At 52.4% G+C, this 15034-nt stretch carries 12 protein-coding genes and 2 pseudogenes; 10 read left to right on the forward strand and 4 right to left on the reverse strand.

Going from position 1 to position 15034, the window contains the following annotated elements; genetic code table 11:
- Positions 1–139: 139 nt before the first annotated feature.
- From ACERI1_RS07695 to ACERI1_RS07730, 8 genes and pseudogenes are all read left to right on the forward strand, one after another.
- Entirely contained in the window at positions 140–397 is a 258-nt protein-coding gene (locus ACERI1_RS07695) for a hypothetical protein (RefSeq protein ID WP_373617517.1), read from the forward strand.
- Between the two features lie 15 nt (positions 398–412).
- Positions 413–541 (forward strand): annotated as a pseudogene (locus ACERI1_RS07700) (winged helix-turn-helix domain-containing protein); the annotation flags it as partial.
- Positions 542–550: 9 nt separating this feature from the next.
- The gene (locus tag ACERI1_RS07705; protein ID WP_373617518.1) at positions 551–673 is read left to right on the forward strand and encodes a hypothetical protein; all 123 of its coding nucleotides are present in this window, start codon (positions 551–553) and stop codon (positions 671–673) included.
- Between the two features lie 55 nt (positions 674–728).
- A complete protein-coding gene (locus ACERI1_RS07710; RefSeq protein WP_373618162.1) occupies positions 729–902 on the forward strand; it encodes a hypothetical protein in 174 nt (57 codons plus the stop codon).
- Positions 841–1170 carry a transposase gene (locus ACERI1_RS07715; protein ID WP_373617519.1) on the forward strand — a complete coding sequence of 110 codons (330 nt, stop codon included), beginning with the start codon at positions 841–843 and terminating at the stop codon, positions 1168–1170. The genes ACERI1_RS07710 and ACERI1_RS07715 overlap by 62 nt, the downstream gene beginning before the upstream one ends.
- A gap of 764 nt (positions 1171–1934) precedes the next feature.
- A complete protein-coding gene (locus tag ACERI1_RS07720; RefSeq protein ID WP_373617520.1) occupies positions 1935–3467 on the forward strand; it encodes a hypothetical protein in 1533 nt (510 codons plus the stop codon).
- A gap of 435 nt (positions 3468–3902) precedes the next feature.
- Entirely contained in the window at positions 3903–5225 is a 1323-nt protein-coding gene (locus tag ACERI1_RS07725; protein WP_373617521.1) for a CapA family protein, read from the forward strand.
- Positions 5226–5236: 11 nt separating this feature from the next.
- Positions 5237–6706, forward strand: a complete 1470-nt coding sequence (locus ACERI1_RS07730) for an oligosaccharide flippase family protein (protein ID WP_373617522.1) — start codon at positions 5237–5239, stop codon at positions 6704–6706.
- A 264-nt stretch (positions 6707–6970) separates the two neighbouring features.
- On the opposite strand, the pseudogene ACERI1_RS07735 reads toward ACERI1_RS07730, so the two are convergent.
- Both ACERI1_RS07735 and ACERI1_RS07740 read right to left on the reverse strand, forming a co-directional pair.
- Positions 6971–7354 (reverse strand): annotated as a pseudogene (locus ACERI1_RS07735) (ISH3 family transposase); the annotation flags it as partial.
- A 106-nt stretch (positions 7355–7460) separates the two neighbouring features.
- Entirely contained in the window at positions 7461–8957 is a 1497-nt protein-coding gene (locus tag ACERI1_RS07740; protein WP_373617523.1) for a sulfatase-like hydrolase/transferase, read from the reverse strand.
- 145 nt (positions 8958–9102) lie between these two features.
- On the opposite strand from ACERI1_RS07740, the gene ACERI1_RS07745 reads away from it, so the two are divergent.
- Positions 9103–9783 (forward strand): IS6 family transposase, encoded by a 681-nt coding sequence (locus ACERI1_RS07745; protein WP_373618149.1) that lies wholly within the window; start codon positions 9103–9105, stop codon positions 9781–9783.
- Positions 9784–9993: 210 nt separating this feature from the next.
- Here the strand turns inward: ACERI1_RS07745 and ACERI1_RS07750 are convergent, their stop codons facing one another.
- A complete protein-coding gene (locus tag ACERI1_RS07750) occupies positions 9994–11001 on the reverse strand; it encodes an IS110 family transposase (RefSeq protein ID WP_373617524.1) in 1008 nt (335 codons plus the stop codon).
- Positions 11002–11438: 437 nt separating this feature from the next.
- On the opposite strand from ACERI1_RS07750, the gene ACERI1_RS07755 reads away from it, so the two are divergent.
- Positions 11439–12254, forward strand: a complete 816-nt coding sequence (locus ACERI1_RS07755; RefSeq protein ID WP_373617525.1) for a glycosyltransferase — start codon at positions 11439–11441, stop codon at positions 12252–12254.
- Between the two features lie 220 nt (positions 12255–12474).
- Here ACERI1_RS07755 and ACERI1_RS07760 read toward each other — a convergent pair whose 3' ends face one another.
- A complete protein-coding gene (locus ACERI1_RS07760) occupies positions 12475–14919 on the reverse strand; it encodes an MFS transporter (RefSeq protein ID WP_373617526.1) in 2445 nt (814 codons plus the stop codon).
- Between the last annotated feature and the right edge of the window lie 115 nt (positions 14920–15034).

Below are 15034 nucleotides of genomic sequence, written 5' to 3' on the forward strand. Positions count from 1 at the left end.
CTCAGACGTGAAAGATCTAGCGGAAGACGTCATTTGCCAGCTCCCTTTGCCAGGGATCGAGGGCTGAGTGGTCTGCGAAAGCGTTGACCCCTTTGGAAGCGTATCCTTCTCGATGAATAACAGTCAGTGTGGTTTGTTAGTGCGGCACCTGTCCGAGAAAGAACTCGACCAAGCAATTGAAGCGGCACAGAAAGCGGACGAGACGCGTCTCGTCCGGCGGCTGTGTTTCATCAAGAACCTGTATCAGGGAGATACGCGCGAGCAAGCAGGCCGACGCGTCGTGGATCGAGAGATCCCGACGCGTCGCTGGGAATCGGCGTGGAATGATGGTGGTGTCGAGGGGCTCCGTCCACGCTTCGGCGGCGGTCGGCCGCCGAAGCTCACCCCTCAACAGTAGGACGAACTCCGTACCATTCTCGAAGAAAGCCAGCCGTGGACGCCTAAACAGATTCACGCGCTTATCGAAGACCGCTACAACGTCACGTACCATCCCGCCCATCTAAGCCGGAAACTCCGGGAAGCAGGGATGAACTACGCCAAACCGCGGCCAATGGATCCACGACGACCCAACGATGCTGAAGAGGTTCTCGCCGAGCGCCTGGATGAGGCGCTCGGCGAGGACGATCACGAGGAGAAAGAAGACGAGCCGGTCGTGTTCGGGTTTTTTCGATGAAGCGTGGCCCCAGCCGTTCGACAGTTCTCAGCGAATGTGGTCGTTTGACCGGACAGTGACAATCGAGAAACCGCTTGTAACATTTCCCTGGCGATCGGTCGGCTTCTATGCGTTGACTGGCCAGAGTGTAATTACGTTCAAAGAACGCTTGGTCAAGGAGACGATCGTTGAGGCGCTCGAAGAGATCCGCGAGCAGAACGTCCGACCGGATTCTGCTCGTGGCCGATAACTACGGCTCTCATCACGCGAAGCTCACCCAACAACGGGCCGACGAACTCGGCATCGAGTTCGTCTTCATACCTCCGTATTCGCCGACGCTAAACGCCATTGAACCGCTGTGGAAAGACGTGAAGCGCGAGATCTCGCCAGAGATCTTCGCGGACCAAGACCACTTCAGAGCATTTCTCACCGAGACATTTCTCCGCTTGAGTCACCGACTGAGCTTCGCTACTGACTGGATCGAGACATTCCTTCCAGATGTTCAAAAGTTACGCTGATCACTCGCCAGCCCGCAGCCTTGGGCAAGTAACCAATGAGCAACAGCATTCGCCTAGAACGGTGTAGGTCAGCCTTCTTACTCCGGATCTCTTCACCTGTGAACCCTATTTCGCCCTTCACTTAGCTACCACACCAGCGTTTGCTCCAGCTGCCTGTGACTCAGCACAACTCACGAAGCGACGTTCGGGAAGTACCGATTATCGTTTCACTCGGAAGGGGACCGGGTACACTTTACACGCGATACAATTGGGTGGAAATACACTACCAGAGACCTGCTATCTGAATTTCACCGCCGAGTCCGTATCGGGTTCGGCAATTATCAGCTCGTCCTGAAGTTCCTGCACCACCTGTCCCCCTGCTACGGCGTCGTCTCCGCACCGTTTCTCTCCCATAAACTCCCCCGATGGTTCGGGTCCTTCTTGCTTATTACGATCGGTGCTTCGGTCATAGGACTAGCGGTGCTCAGAAGCGCTGTTGGCGAAGTTCTCACGGGCAGTACACTGATAACGCTGGTGTTCGCTGGGATCGGAGTTTCGAACGAGAGTATCAGACAATTCACCCTGATTCGGTTCTCGTTGTTCTATCTTCTCATGAACCTAGACCTCCTGTCCGGATTCGTGAAGTCCATCGTCGAAAACCGGACGCAACTGTGGCAATCAACTTGGGAAGGCTACGAGCGAGTCTCTCTGGAGAAGATATTCATTATCACTACCGGATATAGCGCTATGAATAGCTTTTTAAGATTGTCAACGTTAGAGAGACCGTGAATTGGGCTGAAGTGAATCTTTCTGACAGTTGGGTCGAGAAAGACGGTCGGTACGTGCTCTCTCACCAGCCATCTAGTATCCACTTCAATGCTACCGAAGATGTCACGGAATCGATTGCGAGAAATCGGGGCTTTTACGCGGTCGTGGACATCAATGATGACCGGATCGTCGCTTCGGTGGACCACGTTCGTAGCATTCCGCTTTTCTACGCGGTGACTAGCAATGGCGTTTACATCAGTGATTCAGCCGAGTGGATCGAGGGGAAAGTCGGTACGCGCCGATCAGAAATCACAGAGGTAGAGTTCGAGTTAGCTGGATTCGTATCTGGGCCCGATACCCGAAATCCAGACGTCAAACAGCTGCTACCGGGCGAGTTAATCGAAATCCGAGAAGACGGCGCTAGGACACAGAAGCACTTCACTTTCGAGTACAGCACGTCGGACGCTCAATCGGGGACGTCGCTCCGTGACGTCACGCAGCAGTCCATTAGAAGGCTGACACGGTACGCGGACTCACGGCAGATCGTCATTCCTCTCAGTGCGGGGCTGGATTCTCGGCTGATCGCAACAGAATTGGTCGACGCGGGATACGAAAACGTTCTTTGTTTCACATACGGTCGAGAGGGAGCAACGCACGTGACGGTCGCTCAGGAAGTAGCGTCCGCTCTCGACCTTGACTGGATCCACGTCCCGTACACGGGCGAACGATGGCGTGAATGGTATACATCCGACCGTAAGCAGGACTTCTTCAACTACGAAAACACACTGGCATCGATACCACATGTCGAGGCTGGTCCCGCTCTATCGTACTTACAGCAGAACGGACTCATCGACGACAACTGTGTCATCTGTCCTGGCCACTCTGGCGACATGGTCGCGGGAAGTCACATCCCAGACTCGCTCTTCGCGAACAGATACGGGTCTCTCGCGCAAGTTGTCGACGAAGTGATCGACCATCACTATGGGTTTGCCACGATGTCAGACGAGTACAAGAATCGCCTTCGAACGCGAGTTTCGACTAACCTAGGTATCGCCGGTCAACTAGATTGTAAAACTGCTATCGAGGCATACGAGTCGTGGGATTTCAGAAATCGCCAGGCGAAGTTTATCATCAACTCTATCCGGTCGTTTGAATCTGAGGGATACGACTGGTATCTCCCGCTGTGGGACAGAGAATTCGCCGAGTTCTGGCTCACAGTTCCTCTGAAGCAGCGATACGATAAAACAAAGTATAGATCGTACGTCTACGACCGGTGCTCGGAAGTTGGTGATTTCTCGAATATAACGGAGAACACGACGGAACGAACGACCATCTGGAATCGTATGAAAGAGGTGGCGAAAGAGACGCCAGTTTCTACTGCCATCCTCCCACTCTACAACAAAGCTAAGCAACAGATCATATATGGGCGACATCCACTTGCCTGGTACGAGATGCTACCTCGAAATGAGTTCGATAGATACTACGTTCCCTGGGGCGGGATAAATCCGTTTGTAATAAATGATATCCAAGATGAATTTAGGATACAATAATCTAAATTAATCTCTTGATGGGTCCAATTACTGTTGGCCACTACATCACGCCTGAACGGAACAAGCATCTCTATCTCGCCGGCTGTGGCAGCGCAGTAACTTTACCAACCCGAAACATAACATAAATAAAATAGTGATTTGATACACTATGTGCGATATTAGAGATTTTAATGAAATATAAGGGATCAAAACTGGAAAATCTTCGCCATTCAATATGCTGAAGCGGACTGTCCGACCTTCTCCGTTAGGTAGTGTCATTCAAATATCATACAATGTTGCTAAAAAGAAAGAGATATACAAACGTCAGTCGCTTGTTTCTTATGAGATGGTCTCAAAAGAGTGTTATAAAAAGCACCACATTCCGAGGGGTGGCATTAATTCCTTTGTAATAAAGAAAATAATCGAGGATTTAACCTACCCATTTATGCACTAACCATGGGGGAAAAAGTCAAAACAAGAATGCGAAATTATAAAAATGACATCGATACAAATTCAGATATTATCGTTGCGGGAGATACAACATTCAAAACAAATCAAACAAAAGAAATAATAAGTAAAAATATAAAGAAAACCATACAGGGAGGTGGATTTTCTATAGTAAATTTAGAAGCTCCACTTCAGATTGGAAGTAGCGTTCCAAAGCCAGGACCCGTGATCTCCACTCGTGATGGAACAGCCGAAATCATATCATCTATTGGGTTCAATGGAGTCAACTTAGCAAACAACCATTCGATGGACTACGGCTACGAAGCGCTACAAGAAACGGTTTCAGAGTGTCATTCTGCTGGTTTAGAAACAGTGGGAGTTGGTGATAATGAAGAGGCGGCCACCACTCCGTTAGTGGTTGAGATCGATGGCAAGAGTATTGCATTGTTTGGAGGCACACAACGAGAACTTGAGGTCGCACAACCGGAACATCCCGGTCCAGCTTGGATTCAAAGTCGCCGTTTGTTAGCTCGAATTACCGAAGCAGCATCCGCTCATGATTTCGTTTTCGTAATTGCTCATGGGGGAATCGAATACGTTCCAATTCCACCACCGTGCTGGCAACAACGCCTGCATTCATTCGCTGAGGCAGGTGCAGATGTCGTGGTTGGGCATCACCCCCATGTTACCCAGGGCTGGGAACAATCCGATGGAAAATTGATTATTTACAGTCTCGGTAACTTTGTCTTCGATTCTTCTGGGGGACCAGGGTCAGAATGTGGTGCGATTGCACATTTTGACCTGTGTGCTGACGGTACAGTAGATTGGAATCTCACATTGACACGCCAACTTGATGACCAAGTCATCATTGATACTGAGGAGAAAGCTGAAGAACATACAAATTACTTAGCAAAGAGTGGTGATTTAATTAAACACCTCCCTCAGCAACCGGGCTATTGGCAGATAATAGCAGATCAATTATACAGAGAAAAGTATTCATCATCAATCATGGACTTTGGAACAGGACGTATATGTGGACTAATTGAAAATCCGGTTACTGAACTTGACAGAATAACGCGTGGAGTTGTAGGTGATAGAGAACGTCGTGTTGAACAAGAACGGCAGTTAGCTGTCTATATGCAGGGAGAACCACACAAAGAGATTATTCGTATTGGTTCCGGATTAAACAGTGGGACAATCCCGGATTATCGAGACAGGGTGAACACTACTGAGGTAGAAGAATTGCTTGCTTGGACTGGCGGAGGAGATAATGAATCCAGAATTGATCGAACTAGTAGGTACATTAGAATAGCGCTGAATCGACTGTTATGAGCCGATCATTCATGTCTGCAGTAGGTGCAGTGTTCACTGGTAGACTACTCATATTTATTTTAGGGGGACTAATAACACCTCTATTGACACGATTATTAGGTCCGTCGGCCTACGGCCAGTATGCGACTGCTTTAGCTATTTTTGGAATGGTTAAAATTCTTATGGTGTCCGGGATTGATGTTGGAGCAAAAAAGTACTTCTCCGAAGATCGTTCACTCCAGAACTGGAAAGAGTATGTCTGGGCCAGTTATGTCCAACTTTCACTCCTGCTTGGCGGAGGATTCGCCTTAGGATTGGTAGTTTTATCACTAAGTGGGGCTATAAGTTTTTTGCTTGGCAAGTCCTATAGACCGCTATTTTATTTGCTCGCAGTTCTTGCTCTTTTCACTCAATTCCGAACACTGTCGCTTAGTACGTTAATGGGCCTTCATTTAGAAAAGTATTCAGAACCTATTAAGACATTAGAAAAAATTATTTTTGGGGTCATTGCAGTCGGTTTGGCGGCACTCGGATATGACGTTTCTGGTGTGATATTTGGCCATATTTTTTCAGTCGTGGTTACGCTATTAATTTGTTTACTTATTGTTCAAAACCACTTTGATTTAACACAATTCACTAAACGTATCCCGAAGAAGTTTCCCAAAAAAGAACTCTGGTGGTTCAGCCACACGTCCGTTATTTATGTATTTTTATTATCTTCATTATATCATGTAGACGTGATCTTATTACAGATTTTCACAACTGAAGAAGCTGTTGGATATTATAAAGCAGCACTTGTTATTGTGGGTTTACTCTGGTTGTTCCCACAGTCTGTTCAGCAGTCCTTGATTCAGTCCGTTGCAGAACTCTGGCAATCTGAGTCAGTTTCGAAGATAAATAAGCTATCTGCTAAAACAACACGGTATGTCTTTCTACTGACTAGCCTCTTGGCAGTCGGAGTTGCCGTCCTTGCTGATTCATTTGTCCCACTCTATTTCGGTGAAAGCTACTCTCCAGCCGTCACACCCCTTCTACTGCTCCTCCCTGGGACTATCTGCTTTGCGATCGCCAGACCGTCACTTGCCATTACAAACGCGAAAGGGAATATGCGACCACTTATTATTGCAACGGGAACGGGAGCGGCGATCAATTTATTGTTGAATTTATTACTAATACCAGAGTACAAATTGATGGGTGCTGCGGTTGCAACAACTTTAGGATATACCTCGTTATTACTAACGCAAATACTCTGTGCCTGGTACGTTGGATACAACCCAATTTCCGGGACTCGGCCGATTCGTGTACTCGTTACGGGACTTGCGACAGGATTAATACTATACGGTGTTGCAGAGTATTTGTCTAACTCTCTATACAAATTGATCGTAATACCACCACTAGGCGGTATCCTATTTGCGCTGATTGCTCTGGGATCAGGTGCGGTATCGATTGATGAACTCCGTACAACTTGGACTAAATTTTCGCAAGATACATATTTGAAATAGGAGCTGACATTTTCTAGCGCCAAGCGGATGGTAAAATATAATTATCTTATAGATATATGGATTTAATAATTGTGTCTTTATATCGATTCTTCAACTCATATAGTAGAGCTTGAATTTGCGTTTTCAATGTGTGGCTAGTTCTCGAAATGACATGAATGGTGAGTTTCCGCGGTGAGGAGTCGCTATCGGAGGCGGGCTGCTGCCGACGCGACAGCGTCGCCACTCACGACTGCTGTCCCGATCGATGGACAGCTACCGGAAGAATCAGTCGTCGGGTGGTTGGTTCGCTGGAACAGATCTGCGCACATCAAGCGCTGTCCAGACTGCCCGTAGCACCATCTCACAGAACTCCGTGAACGGCCACCTCCGGAGGCGGCACCCTCCGTGGCGGGACGCCGCCACGTACCTCCAGTGGAGATACCGCCAGCTGTTCTGGAGCAGCAGGCTCACTAGAAACATCACCAGTCGAAGACCAGCGTCTTGAGAACTGGTGAACGCAAGGCTCTGCTTGGCTAATCGGTAGCTCGATTCGATGCCAAAGCGTTTGTTGTAGTGGTATCGTGCATCTCGTAGTGTGTCGGTGAACGGCGCGTCAGCAGCGGAGGCGTGACGCGCCACTCCGTGTTCGTCGTATCGTCCCTGCTGATAGACGCCTTCTCATCACTCGCGACTAGTGCGTTGTCGCTGCGAGAACTGCTAACAATCCGGGTATTATTTTAAATACCAGAGCAAAATGGACTGAGAACACCGTTCTTCACATATAACCGAGATCTTCGAGTTGCTCTACCACCGAATCAGAGAGTTCTTCGCTCTTGTCACCTGTCGTCTCGAGTTTGTTCAGTGCGCTTCGACAGCAAGAGACCACAGTAGAAGGCGCACCCTCCACCGACGCTTCTTCTCCGTCTTGCCAGGCCCACTCTTCGCCGGTAGAATCGAGCACCACCCGCCAGTCATCTCGGTACGCGACGACGCTGTGCGTAGACAGCCTGTCAGCGAGGATGCAATCAGGAATGTCCGGATACTTTTCCGCCATTTCCTCACCACCGACCGCAGGGTATTCACACAGGATTACGTCTTCAGTCCCCAGAGCATCGGAGACTGCTCCGTTTTCCAGAGACTGGTTTGTCGTCCCGGAAATGAATAGATCGTATAGCCCGGTTAGGGAGACGTGTCGGTCGAACGTCTTTCCTTCCAGTGCAGGGTGAGCGATGACCAGCGGGACGCGGACCAAGTTCTCGCTGACCGACGCTTCGTGGCCCATTCTCTGGCGGCCCATGGCGTCGATTTCTCCCAAGTTCTCTCCGTGATCTGCAGTGATAACTATCAGTGTGTCCTCACGGAGACCGGTTTCTTCGAGTTTCGAGAGGATGCGTTTCAGATGCTCGTCGACAGACTCGACCTCTGCTGCATAGAGATCTCGGACGGTATCCAGATCCTCTTCCCGTACACCATCACCACACTCCACCTGCTGGATGAAGTCCCACGGTGCGGTAAGTGAGTTGAGCCGATCGATTTCCGACTGGTTGAGGGCGGTAGAAACGTGTTTGTCTCGAAATTCTTCGGGGGGATCGTATGGCCAATGACAGTCCATGTAGTTAGCAAAGGCAAAAAACGGACGTGATCCGCTACTGTGCTGCTCAAGTATCTCAAATAGTGCTTCCGTGTTGTCGGCCGGGTCGTAATCCGGCTCAGAATCGAAGAGACCAGTCGGACATTGCTGTAGCAGTTCGTATTTTATCCCGAGTTGCGTTCCAGCTACGTTGATAAAATTCGCTGCACTTGCGAGTGGATGCTCATGTCGCAGCACCCGCCTGAGCAGTGTTCGGACGATTTCTGGCTTCGAGTATCCCTCCTTGTTGAGGTGATTTGCGGCGGATCGAACCGGAAGACCACGCTTGAATGCCGGCTGGCGTCGTGTATAAACAAACTCATCGAACGACACATCGAAGCCTATGCGAGGACTCGCGAAACCATTTCCTGATACCCCATAGCAGGTGTAGTCTTCTTGATGTAGTTCGTCCAATAAGGGTAGACCGTTGATTTGGTGATCAACTCTGTGGACGCCATGTTCGTGCGGATACTGCCCAGCAAAGAGAGAAACGTGGGAAGGGAGTGACCACGTGGCCGGCGCGATCGCGTTTTCGAACCAGAGGTTATCAGTGGCGAGAGACTCCAGCGTCGGTGCGTGCTGGCGAACGTAATCGAGTCGCGCGGAGTCCCACACCAGAAACAGGATATTAGGGAAATTCATATCAGCGCACACTCGCTTGACCAAGTTAATATTCACGAAAACGCAACCGAGAGCGAATGAAATATAACTCGACAGATAACTCTCGCCCGCGGGCACTGTCTAGATGAGAGTTTGAGGAACGAGCAGATGGTGGCAAGAAGTGTCCATACAACTCGCCAACCTGCTCAGAGAGAGCGTAGACGTGGATTGTGATGAGGCTTGGGAGAACGAACGCACCCCGACACCCGTTAGGGTGTTCGGGATGCGCCTGCATTCGATGGGGTTGTCGGTATGGGAAGTCGTCGCTGTGTTGGACGTACTTGGCGTCGATCGGTCTCACGGAGCGGTCTGGAACTGGACGCATGATCTCGTGGAGAGCCAGGCAGACCCGCCGACGGCAGCGCCGTCGCGGGTCGCCGTTGATGAGAAACAGATCGAGGTCGATGGCGAAACGAAATGGCTGTACGCGGCGATCGATACGGAGTCGAAGCTCTTGCTCGAAATCGACGTATACAGCCGCCGCGGGATCGGTCCCGCGGCGACATTTTTGCATCGGCTAACCGAGAAACACGACGTGTCAGACACGGAGTTTCTGGTTGATGGCGGTGGCTATCTGACCGCCCTCTTTCGACACGGTCTGAACGGTCAACTCAACTACACAGACCGGAACCACATCAAAAAATGGTTCCAGACTGTGTCAATGCGAATCGACCGCTTTCACTCGTTTTGGCGGGACAGTCCAGCCAGTGCACGTCGCTGGCTCAGACGGTTTAGACACCACTACAACCACGATCGGCCGAATCAAGCATTCGATGGCCGAACGCCAGCTCAGGAGGTGCTGAACTAGACACCTATGAAAGCCTGCTACCCAACCAAACCACGTCTTCGTTCGTATAGTTTTGGGATAGGCTGTAGCATTTCCACTAAGAGTAGTCACAATCACTGGCCGGCGCTCTCATAACCTGTGTAACAATCACTCAGGCGGGGGACTTCTTGGAAGAGAGCAGTTGCTAACGCTAGCAGTAGCCGGCTGCCGAGGACCGCCGATCGGCGGTCCTCAGGCACTCACCCTAGGTGGATCGTAGGCTTCCTTCCGAGTGAGCATATGATGGATAGAGACCAGCAGTTTGCGAGCTGTTGCAACGATCGCTATCTGATGGTTCTTCCGGCGTTTGAGCCGAGCATAGAACCGTCCAAGATACAGATCATTACACCGATTTACAGCAACGTTCGCACACTGGACGAGGATCCATCGTAAGTCACCGCTTCCGTGCTTCGAGATGTTCCCTTCAGTCCGCGAGTCACCTGACTCGCGGACGACTGGATCTAGTCCAGCATAACTCACAACCTGTTTTGCAGCGTCGAACCGGTCAATTTCACCAATCTCGGCTGTGATCAACAAGGATGAATAGAAACTCACTCCAGGAATTGTCATCAGTAGCTGCGTCTCCTCCAGAGACGCAGCGCAGCCTTTGATAACATCTTCAAGTCTCTTGATTTGCTCAGTGAGTTTATCAATCACTGCGAGGTACGACTCAATCAAGCTCTCTCCGACAACACCCAGCGAGAGATCCTCGCCGGCGAGGAGCTCTCGACCTTCCCTACTGAACGGGCTCCACGAATACTCGATTCCATGGTGATCAAGTACAGCGTGAACTTCGTTTTTGAAGTCTGTCCGCTTCTCGACTAGCCGCTTGCGCCCGCGCACAAGTGCGCGGCGCTCGCGGATCTCATCTGGCGGGACGTAGCTCTCCGCGATCATTCCGGCTCGGCAAAGTTGCGCGAGCAACTTCACATCGAGCCGATCATTTTTGACCTCGGCACTGCCTATCGCTTTGGTTTGATATGGATCGGCAACTACGACATCAAGATGGTAGCTGAGATTGTCATAGATCGTGTAGTAGTTGATAGTTGCTTCGATCGCTGCTTCTGATCCAGCGTATTGCTGAGCAAAGTCGTCGAGGTTCGCGTTTTCGACGCGAACCTCTTCGACCACATCACCGTCGTCGTCCAACACAGCGATGTACGAGTCACGTTTATGAACGTCGATTCCGAGGTAGTACATGGCTTCCTCTGAGATGGTAATGCATGGAGGGAGCTACACCTATTCGAGGTCGTCGCCCGACTGCCTTCGAGTGGTCTGCGTCACTTCTGAATCTTGGCCACGCCGTACGCTGTTCGAATCTGGCGACTCGAGCGAATGCTTCCGAAACGAGTATTCAAACCAAACCCCGATCACTCCCGGGCAGTCGGGCTTGGCCTCATGATGGTGCTTCCTTGGCATTTCGGCTAATCAGTGCCACGCGCTTTTCGCGCTGTCTAGTGTCAGCCTTTGCCACCCCATTCCTTCATCCATGCGTGGGGACTTAGCAGGCTTTCATCCCATCAGTGCTTTCGTAAACCGAGTCGAAAAGCCCTCAAACAAATCGTTCGAGCAGTTCTCTGATTCAACAACAACGTGCTTCACAAGAGCGAAATATGTAATGGTCTCAAACAGGAGATATGGATACAACCGTTTCAGTCGTAATGACGACATATGCAGGAGATAACCAATCCGAATTACGAGACTGCTTTACTAGTTTATTAGAACAAGAACGAAAACCCGATGAGGCCATTATTGTACGGGGATATAATCTCCCATCTGAACTGGTCGAAGTGATTACTGTGTTCGAAATGAACGCCCCCTTTTCCGTACACGATATTGCTATTGATGAGCAGGGGCGAGGACATGCTCGAAGGATTGGTGTGGAAAGAGCAACCTCAGAGTTTATTGCTATTATTGATGCTGATGATATAGCGTGTCCAAATCGGTTAAGTCGACAGTTAGAATATTTCGACGCAAACCCATCCACCGACGTTGTTGGGGGATATATTGGGGAATTTGAAACGGAACCTACCGACATTACATCTGTTCGTGAAGTGCCGACAAAATCAGATGATATTAAGAGAAGGGCATATTATCGGTGTCCAATTAATCATCCAACAGTTATGTTTCGGCGCGATGCCGTACTTGATGTGGGAAATTATCGAGAGATGGAATACGGAGAGGATTATGAGCTTTGGTGTCGGCTATTGGCGAATGGTAAGAAGCTCGCTAATATACCTGAAACACTTGTGAACGTCCGAGCTACGGAGCTGATAACACGACGTCAAGGGCGCGAAGTTGCCCGTCGTGAAGTCCAATTACAACGTGCTATCGTTCAATCAGGGTTCTATGGATGGGGAATCGCATTTGCGAATCTTAGCATTAGAATACCGATTCGCCTCCTTCCGAAACCGTTCTTAAAACGCATCTACCGAAAGTTTCTACGCTCATAATTCGGTCGTGTCTCAAACTCGTCTAGAGTAGTAACTGACTCCTGTGGAAGCAGGGTCTCCTCTGGTACCTACCCCGAAGTGACCCATGCACGCCGAAATCAACGTGCGGTTGAGTAATCGGTATTTGGTTTGAATACTCGTTTCGGAAGCGTTCGCTCGAGGCTCTGCTCACTGATGGCTGCCAAACGCACCGACCGTCCGCCCATACTGACCGGAACGCTCACTCTTCAAGCGTGACCGTCGTTCCGTTGAGCACGTCGTCCTCAGAAACGGTCACTGTCCGATTCCCGATCGAATACTCGCCGGCATACGGCACCGTCACCGTTGCACGGCCATCGTTCCCAACGGTCGCTGTCTGCTCGTAGGTGATTGATTTGCCCGAAACAGCCACCTCCGTCGCGACAGTTACGTTTGCCCCCGACTCCTCGGGCACTTTGAGCATCGCCCCAGGCACCACTGCGAACGCCGCGACTTCGTCATCAATGTAGATCGCCTGATAGTGGGTGAGGCCACCGGCCCCGTTGTCACCGGCGCCGCGGTCCTCGAGCAGTTTCGCCTGTGCACTGTCGGCCGGTACGTCGGCGTCGACCTCCTCGACGACGACATATCCGACGCGCCCCTCGAACTGGTCGTACCAGCCGTCGGGATCCCTATCAGATTGGAAGTTTCCGTAAGTATTCTGAGCATATCTGTAGCTTTCCGATTCACCGCTCACCAGATGATTGTACAACCGGTTGTCACCCCACGCGCTCAACACGTAGTTCCCCGGGTAGGTTCGGTTGGTCGCTTCAGCGTGCTCATCGATCGCACTCGCTGCTGCGACCTGCGCCTCGCTGTGCGTTACGTCCGCTGTCAGGCCGGGCACGTAGATGAGACTCAATCCGAACACGAGCAGGCCGACACCGACCAGATAGCCGATCGCGCGCCCATCCGGCAGCGTAACCGACGGCTCGAGCCGTCGACCGCCGTCGGCGGCGACCGCCCCACGGTCTCGCGTGCCACTCCCCACAGTGGGGGCCGACTCACGGAACGGCACCGGGGTTCGCGCCAAGTCGACGACAGAGAGTAGGTGGACGAGTCCAAGCCCGGTGAGAACGGCCAGCGGAATCGCCAACTGCCCGGCGAACCGCACCTGGACCCCTGCCAGAACGAGCAGGTATCCGGCGTAGGTACCAATGAGCAACCACCCGGGCTCGTACCGGCGGGCGACCAGCCACGTGACCCAGCCCAGCACAGCGAGTGCGACGTAAAACCCCATCCCGAGCTGATAGAGCGGGCCGAAGATCACGACGTACTCCGTCGCAAAGAGCGATCCTGTTTCGGTTGGTCCCGCTCGAGCGAACAAATCATTGACTCGAGTCGTCATCTCGGCCCAGTCCTCGGGCCTGAGCCGACGAAACGCATAGAGGCCGCCGACCGCAACGAGACCCTCAAGCGCGAACAGCCCCCCGAGATGGCTCTCGAGCCGCCGCCACACCTCGCCGAGCACGACAACAGCGACCGCGCCGCCGAGGATTAGCAACGGCGTCGCCGCGACGAACGTGGCATGCCAGCCCCACCGAGAGTGCACCCCGAGCGACAGCGCGCTCCCGACGGCCAGCCCAGCGAGCAGCGGCAGGTTCGCGAGCACTGGCGACACGCCGGCTCGAGCGTCCAGCGCGACCCGTAGCCCGATGTACGCTGCCAGTGGAAGCAGCAACAGCGGTGAGCCACCCCAGGCGTGCGTCCCAGCCGCGATCGAGGCGCCGAAGACCGCAGCGATCAGCCATGTCGTGGGCGAGCGGAGATGATCGACAGTCCTCTCATGTCGATCAACATCGCCCTCGAGTCGCCGCTGGAGGTCGACGGCAAGCCACGCGAGCGTCACCAGTGTCACGCCGAGCCAGAGATACTGATGGGCGTTGTGATCGATGAACCCCAGCCCAGTGTAGACCGCGTGGATCGGCGTCACGGCGAAGACGAGCACGGACGCTACCCCGACGCGAACATCGCGCGTGAGCAGGACGGCAAGCTTGTAGATCACCACCCCGAGCACGACGGAGGCGACGACAGGCAGCCACGCCGCAACCGTCTCGGCTACCGCCTGGCTACCACCAAGCAGCTCGGCAATAAACCAGTTTGTCGCATGGGTGAACGGTCGCCGGGCGGCAACACCAGCCGGTGGATCCACCAGCACGTCGTAGTCCGTTGGCCCCGACGACTTTGCTACGAGTTGTTCCATCCAGTAGCGGAAGTAGTACGGATCGTTCCCCGGCGACACGACGTAGCCCTGCTGGAACACCGACCGGTAGGCCGTCATCCGGGCCGCAGCCACGACCAGCAGAGCCCCAAACAGTGCCGTCCATTCCCGGGGATCGACGGCGTCCCGGAGCCGCTCGAAATCGACTTCGAACCCACCGCCGTCCGGCGCCGTCGCCGCCTCGAGGTCCTTGTCCGTCACCACCGCTTCGACGACCGCCGGCTCCGCGACGCGATACGCACCGTCGGTCTTCGTGACGATACCACGTGAGACAAGTTCGCCAAAGGTCCCCGAGTCCAGGGCCACATCGTCGAACGTCCACGGCTCATCGTCGGCGTCGGCCTCCAGGACTGCCTCGAGCGCGCGCTCGCCGTCGGGGCGGTCATCCAAGAACGTCTGTATCGTCTCGCGGGCGTCGACCGTCATTCACAGAGTGTGTGACAGTCACCGCACATGGACCTTTCGTTCCGCATACTCGAGTGACGAAGAGAGTACTTATCTTAAATGTGTGTAGGTCGGACTACCTGTGAGAAGATTTAGA

It is taken from the genome of Natrinema sp. HArc-T2, assembly GCF_041821085.1.
In the GTDB taxonomy this organism is placed as follows: Archaea; Halobacteriota; Halobacteria; order Halobacteriales; family Natrialbaceae; genus Natrinema.

Coding starts and splice junctions, on each gene's coding strand:
- ACERI1_RS07705 (WP_373617518.1), top strand. CDS start 551: ATGGATCCACGACGACCCAACGATGCTGAAGAGGTTCTCGCCGAGCGC.
- ACERI1_RS07725 (WP_373617521.1), top strand. CDS start 3,903: ATGGGGGAAAAAGTCAAAACAAGAATGCGAAATTATAAAAATGACATC.
- ACERI1_RS07730 (WP_373617522.1), top strand. CDS start 5,237: ATGTCTGCAGTAGGTGCAGTGTTCACTGGTAGACTACTCATATTTATT.
- ACERI1_RS07740 (WP_373617523.1), bottom strand. CDS start 8,957: ATGAATTTCCCTAATATCCTGTTTCTGGTGTGGGACTCCGCGCGACTC.
- ACERI1_RS07750 (WP_373617524.1), bottom strand. CDS start 11,001: ATGTACTACCTCGGAATCGACGTTCATAAACGTGACTCGTACATCGCT.
- ACERI1_RS07755 (WP_373617525.1), top strand. CDS start 11,439: ATGGATACAACCGTTTCAGTCGTAATGACGACATATGCAGGAGATAAC.
- ACERI1_RS07760 (WP_373617526.1), bottom strand. CDS start 14,919: ATGACGGTCGACGCCCGCGAGACGATACAGACGTTCTTGGATGACCGC.